This is a genomic window from Streptomyces sp. RPT161 (assembly GCF_027533845.1).
GTDB lineage: Bacteria > Actinomycetota > Actinomycetes > Streptomycetales > Streptomycetaceae > Streptantibioticus_A > Streptantibioticus_A silvisoli_A.
This window is the reverse complement of sequence record NZ_JAPZVN010000008.1, coordinates 80,557-96,842: the sequence shown is the minus strand read 5'-3', so window position 1 is coordinate 96,842 and position 16,286 is coordinate 80,557. Positions and strand designations below refer to the sequence as shown.

Annotated in this window: 13 protein-coding genes; 3 read left to right on the top strand and 10 right to left on the bottom strand. The window is 71.7% G+C overall.

Features of this window, described 5'->3' with window-relative positions:
• Nucleotides 1-4: 4 nt before the first annotated feature.
• The gene (gene treZ, locus O5O46_RS18055) at nt 5-1,747 is read right to left on the bottom strand and encodes a malto-oligosyltrehalose trehalohydrolase (protein ID WP_269856500.1); all 1,743 of its coding nucleotides are present in this window, start codon (nt 1,745-1,747) and stop codon (nt 5-7) included.
• Between the two features lie 172 nt (nt 1,748-1,919).
• On the opposite strand from treZ, the gene O5O46_RS18050 reads away from it, so the two are divergent.
• Nucleotides 1,920-2,465, top strand: coding sequence for a DUF1707 and FHA domain-containing protein (locus O5O46_RS18050; protein WP_269856499.1), 546 nt, complete (start codon nt 1,920-1,922; stop codon nt 2,463-2,465).
• Nucleotides 2,466-2,600: 135 nt separating this feature from the next.
• Here the strand turns inward: O5O46_RS18050 and O5O46_RS18045 are convergent, their stop codons facing one another.
• From O5O46_RS18045 to glgX, 3 genes are read right to left on the bottom strand one after another with little or no spacing between them, the layout of a single operon-like run.
• Nucleotides 2,601-3,110: a DUF402 domain-containing protein gene (locus O5O46_RS18045; protein WP_269856498.1), complete on the bottom strand. Its 510-nt coding sequence runs from the start codon at nt 3,108-3,110 to the stop codon at nt 2,601-2,603.
• Between the two features lie 30 nt (nt 3,111-3,140).
• Complete coding sequence (gene treY / locus O5O46_RS18040; RefSeq protein WP_269856497.1) at nt 3,141-5,528, bottom strand: malto-oligosyltrehalose synthase; 2,388 nt, start codon at nt 5,526-5,528, stop codon at nt 3,141-3,143.
• Between the two features lie 32 nt (nt 5,529-5,560).
• Nucleotides 5,561-7,705 (bottom strand): glycogen debranching protein GlgX, encoded by a 2,145-nt coding sequence (gene glgX, locus O5O46_RS18035; RefSeq protein WP_269856496.1) that lies wholly within the window; start codon nt 7,703-7,705, stop codon nt 5,561-5,563.
• 260 nt (nt 7,706-7,965) lie between these two features.
• On the opposite strand from glgX, the gene O5O46_RS18030 reads away from it, so the two are divergent.
• Both O5O46_RS18030 and O5O46_RS18025 read left to right on the top strand, forming a co-directional pair.
• Nucleotides 7,966-9,228 carry an SAV2148 family HEPN domain-containing protein gene (locus O5O46_RS18030; RefSeq protein WP_269856495.1) on the top strand — a complete coding sequence of 421 codons (1,263 nt, stop codon included), beginning with the start codon at nt 7,966-7,968 and terminating at the stop codon, nt 9,226-9,228.
• 80 nt (nt 9,229-9,308) lie between these two features.
• Nucleotides 9,309-9,998, top strand: coding sequence for a 3'-5' exonuclease (locus tag O5O46_RS18025; RefSeq protein WP_269856494.1), 690 nt, complete (start codon nt 9,309-9,311; stop codon nt 9,996-9,998).
• 17 nt (nt 9,999-10,015) lie between these two features.
• On the opposite strand, the gene O5O46_RS18020 is transcribed toward O5O46_RS18025, so the two are convergent.
• The 6 genes from O5O46_RS18020 to O5O46_RS17995 form a co-directional block, all read right to left on the bottom strand.
• Complete coding sequence (locus O5O46_RS18020) at nt 10,016-10,882, bottom strand: phosphotransferase enzyme family protein (protein WP_269856493.1); 867 nt, start codon at nt 10,880-10,882, stop codon at nt 10,016-10,018.
• A 312-nt stretch (nt 10,883-11,194) separates the two neighbouring features.
• Nucleotides 11,195-11,932 carry a sirohydrochlorin chelatase gene (locus O5O46_RS18015; protein ID WP_269856492.1) on the bottom strand — a complete coding sequence of 246 codons (738 nt, stop codon included), beginning with the start codon at nt 11,930-11,932 and terminating at the stop codon, nt 11,195-11,197.
• Nucleotides 11,929-12,831 carry an ABC transporter permease gene (locus O5O46_RS18010; protein WP_269856491.1) on the bottom strand — a complete coding sequence of 301 codons (903 nt, stop codon included), beginning with the start codon at nt 12,829-12,831 and terminating at the stop codon, nt 11,929-11,931. The genes O5O46_RS18015 and O5O46_RS18010 overlap by 4 nt, the downstream gene beginning before the upstream one ends.
• Nucleotides 12,818-13,612 carry an ABC transporter ATP-binding protein gene (locus O5O46_RS18005; protein ID WP_269856490.1) on the bottom strand — a complete coding sequence of 265 codons (795 nt, stop codon included), beginning with the start codon at nt 13,610-13,612 and terminating at the stop codon, nt 12,818-12,820. The genes O5O46_RS18010 and O5O46_RS18005 overlap by 14 nt, the downstream gene beginning before the upstream one ends.
• Before the next feature lie 27 nt (nt 13,613-13,639).
• Nucleotides 13,640-14,680 (bottom strand): aliphatic sulfonate ABC transporter substrate-binding protein, encoded by a 1,041-nt coding sequence (locus O5O46_RS18000; RefSeq protein WP_269856663.1) that lies wholly within the window; start codon nt 14,678-14,680, stop codon nt 13,640-13,642.
• Nucleotides 14,681-14,949: 269 nt separating this feature from the next.
• The gene (locus O5O46_RS17995; RefSeq protein WP_269856489.1) at nt 14,950-16,284 is read right to left on the bottom strand and encodes a sulfate adenylyltransferase subunit 1; all 1,335 of its coding nucleotides are present in this window, start codon (nt 16,282-16,284) and stop codon (nt 14,950-14,952) included.
• Between the last annotated feature and the right edge of the window lie 2 nt (nt 16,285-16,286).

Below are 16,286 nucleotides of genomic sequence, written 5' to 3'. Positions count from 1 at the left end.
CCCCTCATCCCCGGCCCACGCCGCCCCGTACCACCGCCGCCGAGCCCCCGGGCAGCACCAACCGCCCAGTGGAGCACGGCAGTTCGGTGGAGGCGGCCAGCACCTGGTGGCCGCGGAGTGGGAGTTCGCGCGACTGGTCCGCGAAGTTCACCGCGGTGCACAGGGTGCCGCGGTGCACCAGGATCCAGCGGGCGTCCTCGTCGAACTCGACCCGGACCGCCGCCGTGTCCGGGTCTGCCAGTTCGGGCTCGGCCGCACGCAGCGCGATCAGCGTGCGGTACCAGCGCAGCAGCCCCGCGTGCGGTTCGCGGCCTGGCTCCGACCAGTCCAGACAGGACCGCAGCCGGGTCGCCGGATCCTGCGGGTCCGGAATACTCGACGCGGGCCAGCCGTGCTCGGCGAACTCCCTGCGCCGCCCGTCCCGCACCGCGTCGGCCAGCGCCGGATCGGTGTGGTCGGTGAAGAACTGCCAGGGCGTGCCGGCCCCCCACTCCTCGCCCATGAACAGCATGGGAGTGAACGGCGCGGTCAGCACCAGCGCCGCACCCAGGGTGAGTTGACGTACCGTCAGGCGGTCGCCGGTGGCCCGGTTGCCGATCTGGTCGTGGGTCTGCGCGTAGCCGAGGAACCGGTGCCGCGGCACATCGCCGGGCAGCGGGCGGCCGTGCGCCCGGCCGCGGAACGACGAGTACGTGCCGTCGTGGAACCACACCCCGGTCAGCGTCTTGGCCAGGGCGGCCAGCGGGGCGCGCGCGAAGTCCGCGTAGTAGCCCTGGGACTCACCGGTCAGCGCGGTGTGCAGGGCGTGGTGGAAGTCGTCGCTCCACTGCGCGTGCAGGCCGATTCCGCCCGCGTCGCGGGGGGCGGTGGTGCGCGGGTCGTTCAGATCGGATTCGGCGATCAGGAACAGCGGCCGTCCGGTCTCGGCCGCCAACGCGTCGACCGCCGTGGACAGTTCCTCAAGGAACGGCAGGGCCCTGGTGTCGGCCAGCGCGTGCACCGCGTCCAGCCGGAGCCCGTCCAGCCGGTAGTCCCGCAGCCAGGCGAGCGCGCTGCCGAGGAGGAAGTCGCGCACCTCGTCGGAGCCGGGCGCGTCCAGGTTGACCGCCGCGCCCCAGGGCGTCTGGTGCCGTTCGGTGAAGTACGGCCCGAATCGCGGCAGATGGTCCCCCGACGGCCCCAGGTGGTTGTGCACCACGTCGAGCACCACACCGAGCCCGTGCCCGTGCGCCGTGTCGACAAAGCGCTTCAGCCCCGCCGGTCCGCCGTAGGGTTCGTGCACCGCCCACAGCGCCACCCCGTCGTACCCCCAGCCGTGCCTGCCGGGAAACGGGCACACCGGCATCAGCTCGACATGGCTGACGCCCAGCGAGGCAAGGTGCGCCAGCCGCGCGGCGGCCGCGTCGAAGGTGCCCTCGCGGGTGAACGTGCCGATGTGCAGCTCGTACAGCACGGCGCCGGGCAACTGTCTGCCCGCCCAGGGGTGCCGCCAGGTGTACCGGGCGTGGTCCACCACCGCGCTCGGCCCGTCGGGGCCGTCCGGCTGGCGCCGGGAGCGCGGGTCGGGCAGCGGTTCGCCGCCGTCCAGCACGAACGCGTACCGGGTGCCGTCCTCGTGCGGCGGCGCGCCCGCGCCGTCCGTCAGCCACCAGCCGGTGCGCGCCGGGTCGGACCGCATCGGGTGGTCCCGACCCGCGACGCGCACCGCGACCTGCCGGGCCTGCGGTGCCCAGACCTGGTATCCCACCGTCGTCCTCCCTACGGGCGTGCTCCGGCGTGCCCCGGTGTGCGCGGGCGATCTGACGGTATGTACCCCGTCAACGCGGCGCCCTTACACGATCGGTCGGGCCGTTGTCGGCCGATGCCCGCGGGTACTGGTCCGCTGGACACTCCGTGATCGGCACCGCAGAATCCCACCTGTGACGTCATCTGAGTTCCAGACGCATTCCGACCGGCCTTCGGACGCCGACCGGGACCGTGCCATCGAGGTGCTAAAGGAGAACGCCGTCCGTGGACGGCTGTCCCACGAAACGTTCCTGCAGCGGATGGAACTCGCCATCACCGCGCGTGGCCAGGGCGAGCTCGACGCCCTTGTCCACGACCTGCCGTCCGGCGGCCGGATGACCCGCTGGGCGACCGGCGTCGTCAGCACCGCCTCCGCCTTCACCATGCGGCTGCGCAGGGCTTGGTGGGCCGAGCGGTTGCCGAAGCTGATGCTGCCGGAGCCCGGCCCGTTTCCGCTGCGGATCGGCCGGGACCACGCCTCGGGGCTGCGCATAGGCGACGACTCGGTGTCCCGGGCGCACGCCGAGCTGCGCCGCGAGGGAGACGTCTGGGTGCTGCGTGACCTCGGGTCGATGAACGGCACCTGGGTCAACGGGCAGCGGCTGACCGGTGCCGCCGCGGTGCGCCCCGGCGACCTGGTGACCTTCGGCCGCATCGGCTTCCGCCTCTCCGCCCGCTAGGCGTCTCGCCGGGCGTTGACCGGCGGGCCGCCGGCCCGGCGATGCGGCGTACGCCAGCCGTGCGGCGTCCGGCGCGTTGGCCAAAGGCCGTGCCACAGACGCCGGTTGACCGTCCTCCGGCGGGTTGACCGCCGCTCACTCGACCAGGGAGAGCCACTTCCGGTAGCCGTCCGTGAAGGGTTCCGCGCGCTCGCCGATCGACTTCATCAGCCACTGGGCGGCCCGCTCGGCGTTCTCGACCACCTGGGCCGGGTACCCGTAGCGCACCCGGTGCTCGGCGAACTCGTCCTCGTCGTCGATGAACAGCGAACCGTCACGGCGGCGGACCACGTCGAGGTCGAGGTCGACCATGGTGACCACGCCGTCCTGCCAGCGCGGCACCGTGGAGATGTCGCAGTAGATCTCGGTCCTGTTGGGAGCCGCGTTGAAGGCGGCCGTCCACCAAGCGTCCCGGGGAAAGAGCAGCACGAACGCGTGCTCGTAGGTTATCGGCGGCTCATGGCCCCGCTGCGCGGTGTTCCCTGCCCGGCAGCCCAGCCACACGCCGTGCTCGTCCTCGCCGAGCCGTGTCGCGTAGTGGTGCCAGTGCAGCGAGCCGTCGTACTTGGTGTAGACCACTCTTGCCATCTGCTGTTCCTCACGCATGGTGCCCGACAGTACGTGACGGCCAGGGCGTCACACGAGCCGTAGCAGAGCCACCGGGAGGTCGCCGAGCAGTCGTGCCAAGTCGGCCTCCCCCTCGACCTCCTGACCGGTCAGCGGCGAGCGCCAGCGGCCGGGCGGCAGACGCAGCCGGGTACCGCGCCAGCCGCCCGCCGCCTCCAGGCGGCTGCTGAGCCGGGTGACCACGCTGACCACCCGGCCCGTCCGGCAGAACGCCACACAGTGCCCGGCCGCCGGGCCCTCGGCGGACAGCGGCTGATACGTGCCACGGGCGTCGAAGGCCTCGGGGCACCCCCGGCGCAGCCGTAGCGCCGCCGCCGTCAACCGCCGCTTCTCCTGGTCCAGGCCGCGTGGGGCGGCGCCGTTGTCCAACTCGGCCAGCAGGTCGGGCAGGAGGCGCACCGGAGCCCGGTTGTCCGGGTCCACCAGCGCGCCGTACACGCCCTCCGTGCCCTGGTACAGGTCGGGCACGCCCGGCATGGTGAGGTGGACCAGCGCCGCGCCCAGGACGTTGGCCCGCGCGTGGCCGTCGATCCGGCGGTTGAAGCGGGCCAGGGCCTGCCCTGGCGGCCCGCACGGCCCGGACCGTACGAAGGCCTCCACCGCCCGCTCGTACCCCTCGTCGGGCTCGGTCCAGCTGGTGCGCAGCCCGGCCTCGCGCTCCGACTTCAGCACCGCCGGAACCAGCCGTTCCGGGCGGATGGAACCGATGCCCAGGGCGGTCTGCCACACCGCGTACGCCAGGTGCCGGTCGGGCGGCGCAACGGCCTGTGCGTGGACCTCGGCCAGGAGATCGGCCCACTCGCCCGGCAGTTCGGACAGCACGGCCAGCCTGGCGCGTACGTCCGCGCTGCGCTTGGTGTCATGGGTGGACAGAACGGTCCCGGTCTCCGGCCAGTCGCGCGCCAGCCGGGCGCAGAAGGCGTGAAAGGCGTCGGGGGAGGTGCCGGGCCGCTCGGGGGACCCGCCCACCTCGTTCAGCGACAGCAGCGGCACATAGCGGTAGAAGGCCGCGTCCTCGGTGGACTTGGCGTGCAACGCGGAGGCGACCTGCGCGAACCGGGCCGCGAAGTCGTCGTGGTCGCCCCCGCGCCCCAGCCGCCCGAGCGCCAGGTCCCGCACCACGTCGACCGCGTGGGCCTCCTCGGGCACCGTGAAGCCGCCACGGGCGCCCTCGGCCGCCTCCTGGAGCACCTCGGCCGACTCCCGCCGACCCGGGTACGGCCGGTACACCGGCAGCCGTACCAGCAGCTCCCGCAGCGCGGTGCGCAGCGCCCAGGGGGCGTGGTCGGCCAGGTCGAGGCGGGCGCGGCAGAGGCGGTCGGCGGTGCGGACCAGCCGCTCGACCTCGGCGGCCAGCGCGCCGGTGACCACCTGGTACGCGGCCCGTCGCGCGGTCGCCTCCCAGTCGCCGCCCAGGTCGGGCTCGGGGGCGGCGAAATCGTGGTAGACGGCGGTCAGTTCGGCGACGCCCGCCGGGTCGGTGAACAGGCCGTCGATCCGGCGCAGCGCGTCATAGCCGGTGGTGCCCGCGCAGGCCCAGTCGTCCGGAAGCCGTTCGTCACCGCACAGGATCTTCTCCACCACGGTCCACCGGCCGCCGGACGCCTTGCGCAGCCGCTCCAAGTAGCCTGCGGGGTCGGCGAGTCCGTCGGGGTGGTCGATGCGCAGGCCGTCGGCCACCCCGTCGCGCAGCAGCCGCAGCAGGGTGGCGTGGCTGGCGTCGAACACCTCGGGGTGCTCCACCCGCACCCCGATGAGCTGCGAAATGGTGAAGAAGCGCCGGTAGTTCAGCTCGGTACGGGCCAACCGCCACCAGGCGAGCCGGTAGTGCTGCGCGTCTAGCAGCTCGGGCAGCGGCAGCCGCTCGGTGCCCGGGCGCAGCGGGAACGCGTGGTCGTGGTAGCGAAGTTCGCCGCGATCGGCGTCGACGCGCAGCGCGGGCAGCTCGTCGCCGAGCCGTCCGCCGAGCACCGGCAGCAGCACCTTGCCCTGGCCCGCCTGCCAGTCGATGTCGAACCAGCGGGCGTACGGGCTGTCCGGGCCGTCCCGCAGCACCTCCCACAGCGGCCGGTTCAGCCGCTCCGGCACCGGCACCGCCATGTGGTTGGGCACCGTGTCCAGGACCAGCCCCAGACCGTGCGCCCGCGCGGTGCGGGACAGCGACCGCAGTCCCTCCTCGCCGCCGAGCTCCGCGCGCACCCGGGTGTGGTCGGTGACGTCGTAGCCGTGGCTGGACCCCGGGGCCGCCTCAAGGACCGGGGACAGGTGCAGATGCGACACCCCCAGGCGGGCCAGGTACGGGACCGCCTCCTCGGCGGCGCGGAAGGGGAACTCCGGCCGAAGTTGCAGACGGTAGGTCGCGGTGGGCGGCACGGCGCCCGGCAGGTCGTCGCTCATCAACTGCCTTCCCGTCGTCGAACTCTACGCTGTCACGCCGGGCGCATCAGCACCACCAGACTGCGGTCCACCAGCCGCAGCCGGTCGCCCGCCTGGACCTTGCGGCCGGTGCCGGGCGGTACCCCGTCCGGTACGGCCGTGTCCACCACGACCTGCCACTGCGTGCCGTGGTTGATCGGAACCACGAACTCCATGGCGGCCTGGTGGGCGTTGAACATCAGCAGGAAGGACGCGTCGGTGATCTTCTCGCCGCGCGGCCCCGGCTCGGAGATCGCCTGCCCGTTGAGGAAGACCACCAGCGAACGGGCGTGCGCCGCCTGCCAGTCCCGCTGTGTCATCTCCTCACCCTCCGGGGTGAACCAGGCGATGTCGGAGAGGTCGTCGTGGGTGCCCTCGACGGGGCGGCCGTGGAAGAACCGGCGGCGGCGGAAGACCGGATGGTCGCGGCGCAGCCACACCATGGTGCGGGTGAACTCCAGCATGCGCAGCGCCTCGTCGTCCGCCGTGCCGCCGCTGCCGCTCTCCGCCCCCTTGGGCCAGGGCACCCACGTCAACTCCGAGTCCTGGCAGTAGGCGTTGTTGTTGCCTCCCTGGCTGCGGCCGAACTCGTCGCCGTGCGAGATCATCGGCACGCCCTGCGACAGCATCAGCGTGGCGACGAAGTTGCGCATCTGCCGGCCGCGCAGCGCCAGCACGTCCTCGTCGTCGGTGGGTCCCTCGACGCCGTGGTTGCACGAGCGGTTGTAGCTCTCCCCGTCCCGGTTGCCCTCGCCGTTGGCCTCGTTGTGCTTCTCGTTGTAGCTGACCAGGTCGTGCAGGGTGAAGCCGTCATGGCAGGTGACGAAGTTGATGGAGGCGAGCGGACGGCGGCCGTCGTCCTGGTACAGGTCGGAGGAGCCGGTCAGCCGGGAGCCGAACTCGGCGAGCCGGGCGGGCTCACCGCGCCACAGGTCCCGCACGGTGTCGCGGTACGCGCCGTTCCACTCGGTCCACAGCGGTGGGAAGTTGCCCACCTGGTAGCCGCCCTCGCCGAGGTCCCAGGGCTCGGCGATCAGCTTGACCTGGCTGACCACCGGGTCCTGCTGGACCAGGTCGAAGAACGACGACAGCCGGTCCACCTCGTGGAACTGCCGGGCCAGGGTGGACGCCAGGTCGAAGCGGAACCCGTCGACATGCATCTCGGTCACCCAGTAGCGCAGCGAGTCCATGATCATCTGGAGGGTGTGCGGGCTGCGCATCAGCAGGGAGTTGCCGGTGCCCGTGGTGTCGGTGTAGTACCTCTTGTCCGGCTCCAGCCGGTAGTACGAGGCGTTGTCCAGGCCGCGCAGCGACAGCGTGGGGCCGAGGTGGTTGCCCTCCGCCGTGTGGTTGTAGACGACGTCCAGGATCACCTCGATCCCGGCGGCGTGCAGGGCGCGGACCGCCGTCTTGAACTCCAGCACCTGCTGGCCGCGGTCACCCATCGAGGCGTAGGCGTTGTGCGGTGCGAAGAAGCCGATGGTGTTGTAGCCCCAGTAGTTGGTGAGCCCCTCGTCCACCAGCCGGTTGTCGGTGACGAACTGCTGAATCGGCATCAGCTCCAGGGCGGTGACGCCGAGTTCCACGAGGTGCTCGATCACCGCCGGGTGGGCCAGCGCCGCATAGGTGCCGCGCACCTCCTCCGGCAGACCGGGGTGCAGCATCGTCAGGCCCTTGACATGCGCCTCGTAGAGCACGGTGCGGTGGTAGTCGATGCGCGGCGGCCGGTCGTCGGACCAGTCGAAGAACGGATTGATGACCACCGACGTCATCGTGTGCGGCGCCGAGTCCAGGTCGTTGCGCGCGTCCGGCCGGTCGAACCGGTAGCCGTAGACGGCCTCGTGCCAGTCGATGGTGCCGCTCATCGCCTTGGCGTAGGGGTCGAGCAGCAACTTGGCGGAGTTGCAGCGGTGGCCGCGCGCCGGGTCGTAAGGCCCGTGCACCCGGAAGCCGTACCGCTGGCCCGGCATCACCCCCGGGATGTAGGCGTGGCGGACGAACGCGTCGCTCTCCCGCAGTTCGACGGCCGTCTCCGAGCCGTCGTCGTGCAGCAGGCACAGCTCGATGCGGTCCGCCACCTCGGAGAAGACCGCGAAGTTGGTCCCGGCACCGTCGTAGGTGGCGCCGAGGGGGTACGTCTGTCCCGGCCAGACCTGCATGTCGTCGACTCTTCCACTCAAGTTGGCGGGCACCAAGAGGGCGCCGTACCCCGAGCATCCTCGCTCACATGACCGCCTGGATGTCCGTTTTCGCAAGATCTTCCCCTGAACGGGTGGCCGAACGGCGGCCCGCCGAACGGGCCATGGCTGGATTACGAAGCCGTGAATGTCGTGAAGTCGCGTCCGTAACGCTGCGACGTGTCCCGCGCCCGCAGTACCCTTCCTTGATCGTGGACGGGGGAGGGAAAGGCGGTGTGGTGGTGGCGTCTGGAGGTCTGGTGCTGCCGGGTGGCGGTGACCAGGAGAACCAAGGCGGCACCACGGACGGGACGACCGGCGCGGTCTCCCTGGCACAGGCGGGCGTGAAACTGGACATCGGACCAGAACTGGACTGGGGCGCCGAAGCCTGGGCCGAGGTGCGCACCCGCGCCCGGCGCGCGGGGCGGGCCTACGTATGGCTGAATCTCGTCGAACAGCGGCTGCGGGCCGTGGTCGGCGCGGTGCTGCGGCCGATCTACGAGCCGGTGCACGGCGAGGAATGGGTCGTGGCCGCGGCGGGTCCGGCCGGACACGAGTGGGTGCAGCGGGCCGCCGCGGTACGGGAGGTGAGCCGCCGCAAGGGCTATCTGCTCGACCCGGCCGACGACAACGTGCTCAGCTTCCTGACCCTGCCGCAACTGCGGGAGTTGGTCGTCCAGCACTGGCCGTGCTTCGAGCCGTACCTGGACGAGCGGCGCGAACTGGAACTGGTGCTGGACGAGTTGGAGGTCGCCCGGCACGTCGTCAACCGCAACCGGGCACTGTCCGAGACGGTGCTGGCGCAGGCCGAACGCGCGGCGGCCCGGCTGATCGACATGCTCGGCGGCGACGCCTGGGCGGGCTCCGGCCGACGGCTGCCGGTGGACGCCGTGGAGGAGATCGTCGGGGACCGCTTCGCCGATGTGGTGGGCGTCTATCCGGACCGGGTTCGGCTGTTGCGCAAGATGCCCGCCGAGGACCTGTTCAGCGGCGCCCGGCGGTTGGACGCCACCGGCATCGGGTTGAACGTGCTGGTGCAGAACTTCTCCGGCCGCCGACTGGTGCGGCTCGCCGAGACCGGGTGCCGGGTGCGGCTGCTGTTCCTCAATCCCGCCAGCAGCGCGGTCCGCCGCCGGGAGCGCGAACTGGGCCTGGGGCGTGGGGAGATCAGCCGCTCGGTGGAGATGAACATCATGCACATGCGCCGGGTCCGCGCCCGGCTGCGGGACCCGGACGCCTTCGAGATCCGGGTCTTCGACGAGACACCGCGCTTCACCGCGTACCTGGTCGACGGTGACGGCGCGGACGGCGTCGCCGTCGTCCAGTCTTACCTGCGCAGGGCGCGCGGCATGGAGTCCCCGGTGCTGGTGCTGCGCGGCGGTAGCCGGAAGCTGGTGCAGGAAGAAGGCGGCGAGCCGCTCGAACGGCACGGTGAGCACGGGCTGTTCGAGATCTACCGCGAGGAGTTCGAGGGCGTTTGGGGGGATTCGCGCCCAGTGTCCTAGCGACCACCGCCGCCCGGCTGTCAGTGGTGCACGAGATGATGTGACCGCACCGGCGAAAGACTGCGGGAGGGGTGCTCGGCATGGGGTGGCACACGGAACCGCTTGTGGGGTTCGACCTGGAGACCACGGGCACTGATCCGGCGACGGCGCGGATCGTCACGGCCGCGGTGACGGAGGCCAAGGCGGGCGAGCCGGTGACGCGCCTCGCCTGGCTGGTCGACCCCGGGGTGCCGATACCCGCGGACGCCGCCCGGATCCACGGCATCACCACCGAGCGGGCCCGCTCCGCCGGGCGCCCGGCCCGGGAGGCGGTGGCCGAGATAGCCGAGGCACTCGCCGGGTACTGGGCGGACGGGGTGCCGGTGGTGGCGTACAACGCCAGTTACGACCTCAGCGTGCTGGCCGCCGAGCTGACCCGGTACGGGCTGCCGCCGCTCGGCACCGAAGTGGGGCCGGTCCTCGATCCGCTCACCGTGGACCGCGCGGTCGACCCCTACCGCAAGGGCTCCCGTACGCTTCAGGCCGCCTGCCAGGAGTACGGCGTCCTGCTCGACGGCGCACACGAGGCGGGCGCGGACGCGCTGGCGGCGGTGCGGGTCGCGTGCGCGCTCGCCGAGCGGCATCCGCGAATAGCCGCCGCCGAGCCCTGGGATCTCCACCGACGCCAGGTGGTCTGGTACGGCGAGTGGGCCGAGGGCTACCAGGGCTGGCTGCGGCGGCGCGACCCGGGCGCGGTCGTGGACGGCCGCTGGCCGCTACGGGCCGACTAGAAGGGGTACCGGACGGATCAGAACGGGTGCCAGCGCACCGTCTCGTCGCCCTCCCGCAGCGATGCCACCCGGCGGCGGAACTCCGCGAGGGCGGCGGGGTTGCCGGGCGCCTGCTGGGCCACCCATGCGCAACTCGCCGTCTCCCGGGCGCCGCGCAGTACCGCGCAGCCGTTCCACTCCCGTACGTCCCAGCCGTACCGTTCGGTGAACCGCGCGTACTGCGCGGGGGTGAGACCGTAGCGGTCCCGGTGCAGGGCCATCACCACCAGGTCGTGCTCGCGCAGATCGCTGGAGAACGTCTCCAGGTCGACCAGTACTGGCCCGTCCGGGCCGACCAGTACGTTGCGCGGCAGCGCGTCCCCGTGGATCGGGCCCGGCGTCAGGTGCGGCCGCAACTCGGCGACTCGTGCGGCGAGTTCATCGCGGCGGTGGCGTAGGAAGGCCGCGTCCGCCGGGTCGATGGCGTCGCCCGCCAGCCGTAGCCAGCGCTCCACTCCGCCCAGCAACTCGCGCCGCGGCAGCGGCAGTTCCGGCGGCGGGAGGGCGTGTACGGCGTGCAGCAGTGCGGCCAGGTCGGCGGAGTCGGGCGGGCGGACGGCTTCGGGCAGCCGGTGCCAGTAGCTGAGCGGGTGGCCGTCCACCACTTCGGCGTGCGGCCGCGCGGGGCGTACGGCGGGGACGCGGTGCTCGGCCAGCCACCGCGCGGTGCGTACTTCGCGCTCCGCGCGCGCCAGCAGGTCGGCCTCCCGGCCGATCTTGACGACCATGTCGCCCACGGCGAACACGGCGTTCTCACCGAGCGCCAGCAGTTCGGCTGCTGCTGGTGCGTGGGGCTGCCCCGCTGCCGCCAGCACGGCCCTGGCCCGCTGTTCGGTGAACGCCACGTCTTCCCTCCGGGTTTCGCATCGCTGACGACAGGGCCGCCGGATGGATCCGGCGGCCCTGTGTTTCTCCGTACCCCCGTAACGGAGTTCGTTCACAGACAGTACGGGGCCGATGGGGCGCCCCCATCCGGCTGGCCGGTGATCCTTGGGCGGTGCGGGGTCCTACCCGGGCAGTGTGCACGCCCCCTGGTGAGGGGAGGGCGTGCTCCTTCCTCCGGAGGATGCGGCCTGTTTCGTGGTTGCGGTAGGTCTCTTCCACCTCCCCCGCCCACCCGTTGCCGCGACCACCGGGGCGCAGCCCGCCCCGGGGGCTCAGGCCGCCCGCCGCAGAGGGTGGAAACCGCGCGCACAAGCGGCGTACCGCGACAGAACCAGCCGCGCCACCTCGGCCGCGTCACCGAGAACGGGCGCCAGGAAGTCCGCCCCCGCCGCGCCCCGGGCGATGCGGTCCGGCAGCACCCCGGGGGCGAGGACGTACGGCACCACGGCGACCCGTCGTACCCCCTCGGCCCGCAGCGCCGCCACCGCGTCCGAGGTCGAAGAGGGATCGGCGGGCCGCACGGCGGCCCACCCCGTGCGCTGCCACTCCCGCGCAAGGGAGGCGATGACCGCGACCGCCTCCGGATCCGACGACCCGGCGGAAGCCAACACGACCCCGGTCGTGCCCCGTTCGGCGGCGTGAACCCCGGCCTCGGCCAGCCGCCGCTCCATGGCGGCCGTCAGCAAGGCTGACGGCCCCAGCACGGCGGACTGCCGAACCGTCACGCCCCGATGCCGCCCGGCAGCCTCCCGCAGCACGGAGGGAATGTCGGTCTTGGCGTGGAACGCCCGAGTCAACAGCAGTGGCAGCGCCACCAGCTCCCGCACCCCCTCGGCCGCCAACCGGTCGATGACCTGGGGAACGCGAGGCGCACAGTGGTCCAGGAAACCGGGCTCCACGCGGACTTCCGGCCGCGCCGCCCGCACCCGCTCGCAGAGCGCGTGCACCGTCGCGGCGTGCCGGGGGTCCCGGCTGCCGTGGGCGATGACGAGGAGGGCGGGGGCCGTCATCGTGCTCCCGCCAGCAGGCCGCGCCCGCGCAGCACGCGGCGTTCGGCGGGTCGGAAGATGAGGAGTTCGATGCCGATGCCGACGATGAGGATGAGCGCGATGGCGGCGAGTACTCCGGGCATGTCGGCGTTGGTGCGGGCGTTTTCCAGGAGTTGGCCGAGTCCGGCGCCGAGGTCTGGTGAGGTGGCGATGATCTCGGCGGCCATCAGGGAGCGCCAGGAGAACGCCCAGCCCTGCTTGAGTCCGGCGAGGTAGCCGGGGAGTGCGGCGGGCAGTAGTACGTGCCGTACGCCGTGCAGTCCGGTGGCGCCGATGGTGCGGCCGGCGCGCAGGAACAGCGGGGGGACCTGGTCGATGCCGGAGACCAGTCCGTTGGCGATGGACGGTACCGCGCCGAGGAGGACGACGGCGTAGATGGTGGAGTTGTTCAGGCCGAACCAGATGATCGCGGCCGGTACCCAGGCGACCGAGGGCATGGACTGCAGCCCGGACAGGATCGGGCCGATCGCGGCCCGCACCGGGGCGGCGCGGGCCACCAGCAGTCCCAGGGGTGTGCCGATCACCACGGAGGCGAGGAAGCCCAGCGCGCCGCGGGAGACGGAGGTCCACACGTAGCCGAGCAGTGTGCCCTGCAGCCACATGGTGTGCAGCGAGCCCCATACGTCGCCGGGGCTGGGCAGTTGATAGTGCGGCTTGAGCTGGAAGTGGTAGGCGAGTTGCCACAGCACCAGTACCAGTGCGACGGCGGCGAGGGGCGGTAGTGCCTTGTCGCGCAGGATCTGTCCGACCGGCGTCTTGGCGGTGGTCGGGGTCTCCAGTGCGTCCAGGCCCGCTTCCAGACCGGCGAGGTCCGGTTTGGTGTCGGGCCTGCTCTCGGGCCTGGCTTCAGTGCTGGCCATGGCGGCGGATCTCCCCCCGTAGTTGTTCGGTGATCTGAACGGACAGGTCGGCGACCGCGGCGTCCTCGATGCGGCGCGGCTGCGGTATGTCGACCGTCCACTGGCGGGCTATGCGGCCGGGGCGGGAGGACAGCAGGATGACGCGCTGGCCGAGTCGTACCGCCTCGCGCACGTTGTGGGTGACGAACAGCACCGAGACCTTGGTCTCGGCCCAGATCCGGGTCAGCTCCTCGTGCAGCACGTCGCGGGTGATGGCGTCGAGTGCGGCGAACGGCTCGTCCATCAGCAGCAGTTGGCTGTCCTGGGCGAGGGCGCGGGCCATCGCCACGCGCTGGCGCATGCCACCGGACAACTCGTGCACCCGCTTGCCGTGGGCGCCCTGGAGGCGGACGAGTTCCAGCAGTCGTTCGGCGTGTTCGCGCCGCTCGGTGCGGGGCACTCCGCGCAGCCGTAGCGCGAGTTCGATGTTGCGGCCGGCGGTGAGCCAGGGGAACAGGGCGTGTTCCTGGAACATCAACGCGGGCCGCCCGCCGGGCACCTCGATGCTCCCGGCGGACGGCTGGTCGAGTCCGGCGACCAGGTTGAGCAGGGTGGACTTGCCGCAGCCGGAGGCGCCCAGCAGGCAGACGAACTCTCCGGGCGCGACGTCGAGCGTGATGCCGTCCAGCACGAGCTGCTGGGCGCCGGGTCGGCCGAACGACTTGGAGACCTGGTCGAGACGGGCCGCGTAGGGGTGGCCGGAGTCCTGCTGGACGGGCTGCTCGGTGACTTCAGTCGCCATGGTGTTACCTCCTGGTGGCGGCCTGGATCACAAGCCCGCGTCGGAGACCGCCGGCTTGCCGTCGGCCTTGAGGATCTTGTTGAGCAGCGTGAGGTCGTAGATGCCGTTCAGGTCGGGCGACTTGAGCAGTCCGGCCTGTACGGCGTGGGCTGCCTCCTCGCGCAGGGTGGAGGCCAGCGGGTCGTCGGTGACCTCGACGTTCCTGAACGCCGGGTCGAGCACGGCCGCGGGCAGCGGCTTTCCGGACAGCCTCTGCAACTGGGCGTTGGCGGCCTGGGCGGCCTGGGCGGGGTTGGCCCTGATCCAGGCGTTGGTGTCCACCGAGCCGCGCAGCACGGCCTCGACCACGTCGGGGTGCTCGGTGAGGAACTTCTGGGAGACGACCACGTTGGTGATCACGAACTGGCCGTTGTTCCACAGCGTCTTCTCGTCCAGCAGCTTCTTGGCGCCCTCGGTGACCAACTGCGAGGCGGTGGGCTCGGGTACCCAGGCGCCGTCGATCTGACCCTGCTGGAAGGCGATCGGGGTGGTCTTGTTGTCGATCCGCTCGACGGTGACGTCACCCTTGCCGGTGGTCGGGTCCTCCTTGAACCCCTTGGACGCCAGGTAGTTCAGCAGCGCCACGTCCTGGGTGTTGCCCAGCTGCGGAGTGGCGATCCGCTTGCCCTTCAGATCGTCCAGGCTCTTGACCTTGTTCGGGTTGACCACCAGGGAGACACCACCGGAGGCGGAACCCGCGATGATCTTCAGGTCCTGGCCGTGGGACTTCACATAGCCGTTGATCGCCGGGGACGGCCCGATCCAGCCGATGTCGATCGCGCCCGCGTTCAGCGCCTCGATCTCCGACGGACCGGCGTTGAACACCTGGGACTTGATCTGGGTGCCGCCCAACGCCTTCTGGAACAGCCCCCGTTGCAGACCGACCAAAGGGGTGGCGTGGGTGATGTTCGCGAAGTAGCCGATCGTCACCGAACTCGCGGACAGCTTCTTGCCGCCCGCGCTCGCGGCCGGGGCCGCGGTGTCGGCCTTCTGGGAACCGTAGCCGCAGGCCGACAGGCCCAACAGCATCAGGCAGACAACGGCGGCGGCTACGGTCCGGCTTCTGGGGGTACGCGGGAGGCGGTCGGCTGTCACGGGAGGTATTCCTCTCGTAGGCCCGGACAGTCACACGCCGTTACGGCGCGCCCGGGGCGATGGGGGCATGGGGACGTGCGGGGGGATGCGGGTACGCGTGGCTCACCGCGCACATCGCGACACTCCGCCCTGGCCGCTGCCCAGCGTGCCGCTGCCGATGCGGCCGCCCTCCTTGGCGAAGCCGGAGTAAGTCTCCGTGGTCATCAGAAGTCCCAACCATCGTCATCCACCGTGGGGTTGGTGTCGTCGGCGGCGGCGAAGGCCTCGCCGACCATGCCCGCGGTGAGTGTGGTGCCGTCGGCCGGGTCGATCAGCAGGAACGAACCGGTCAGCCGGGAGTCGGCGTAGGCGTCGACCGGTAGTGGCTGCGCGGTGCGCAGCACGACGGCGCCGATGTCGTTGGCGGACAGTTCACCGGGTTCGGTTTCGTGGCTGAGTCCGGCGGTGAGGTTGATCCGGTAGGGCAGGCCCTTCACGATCGCCTTGACGGTACGGGTGCCGTGCTTGAGCAGCACCCTTTCGCCCACCCGAAGCGGACGTTCGTGCAGATGGCAGGCGGTGGCCGTGATGTCCTGCGTCACCGCGGGCGCGGTGGCCGCGGGGGCGAGCAGGTCGCCGCGGGAGATGTCGAGGTCGTCGGCGAGCAGCACGGTCACCGACTGCGGCGCCCAGGCCACGTCCACCGGCTCGCCGAGGACGTCGATACCGGTGATGGTGCTGGTCGCGCCGGACGGCAGCACCGTCACCCGGTCGCCGACGCGCAGCACTCCGGAGGCGATCTGGCCCGCGTAGCCGCGGTAGTCGGGGTGCTCGGCGGTCTGCGGGCGGATGACGTACTGGACCGGGAAGCGGGCCGGTGCGCCGGTGGGGTCGGTGCCGACGGGGACGGTCTCCAGGTGTTCCAGGATGGTCGGGCCGCCGTACCAGTCCATGTGCGCGGACGGTGTCACCACGTTGTCGCCGCCCAGCGCCGAGATCGGGATCGCGGTGACCTCCGGCACCCCCAGCTCGGCGGCGTAGGCGGTGAACTCCTCGGCGATCTTCGCGAAGACCGGCTCGGCGTACTCGACCAGGTCCATCTTGTTGACGGCCAGCACCACATGCGGCACCCGCAACAGCGCGGCCACGGCGGCATGACGGCGGGTCTGCTCGACCACCCCGTTGCGCGCGTCGACCAGCACCACCGTCAACTCGGCGGTGGAGGCGCCGGTGACCATGTTGCGGGTGTACTGCACATGTCCGGGTGTGTCGGCCAGGATGAACCGGCGCCGGGGCGTGGCGAAGTAGCGGTAGGCGACATCGATGGTGATGCCCTGCTCCCGCTCCGCCCGCAACCCGTCGGTCAACAAGGCCAGATCCGGGGTCTGCTGGCCGCGCTGCCTGGAGGCGTGCTCGACCGCCTCCAACTGGTCGGCCAGTACGGACTTCGAGTCGTGCAGCAACCTGCCGACCAGCGTGGACTTACCGTCGTCCACGGATCCGGCGGTGGCGAACCGCAGCAGCGAGGTGGCCGCCAACTCCTCAGTGGTGGTGCTCATGG

What these genes read in the sequence shown, in the direction of transcription:
- O5O46_RS18045 (WP_269856498.1), bottom strand. Translation starts at nt 3,110, where the DNA reads ATGCGTGAGGAACAGCAGATGGCAAGAGTGGTCTACACCAAGTACGAC.
- treY (WP_269856497.1), bottom strand. Translation starts at nt 5,528, where the DNA reads ATGAGCGACGACCTGCCGGGCGCCGTGCCGCCCACCGCGACCTACCGT.
- glgX (WP_269856496.1), bottom strand. Translation starts at nt 7,705, where the DNA reads ATGCAGGTCTGGCCGGGACAGACGTACCCCCTCGGCGCCACCTACGAC.
- O5O46_RS18025 (WP_269856494.1), top strand. Translation starts at nt 9,309, where the DNA reads ATGGGGTGGCACACGGAACCGCTTGTGGGGTTCGACCTGGAGACCACG.
- O5O46_RS18015 (WP_269856492.1), bottom strand. Translation starts at nt 11,932, where the DNA reads ATGACGGCCCCCGCCCTCCTCGTCATCGCCCACGGCAGCCGGGACCCC.
- O5O46_RS18010 (WP_269856491.1), bottom strand. Translation starts at nt 12,831, where the DNA reads ATGGCCAGCACTGAAGCCAGGCCCGAGAGCAGGCCCGACACCAAACCG.
- O5O46_RS18005 (WP_269856490.1), bottom strand. Translation starts at nt 13,612, where the DNA reads ATGGCGACTGAAGTCACCGAGCAGCCCGTCCAGCAGGACTCCGGCCAC.
- O5O46_RS18000 (WP_269856663.1), bottom strand. Translation starts at nt 14,680, where the DNA reads ATGCTGTTGGGCCTGTCGGCCTGCGGCTACGGTTCCCAGAAGGCCGAC.
- O5O46_RS17995 (WP_269856489.1), bottom strand. Translation starts at nt 16,284, where the DNA reads ATGAGCACCACCACTGAGGAGTTGGCGGCCACCTCGCTGCTGCGGTTC.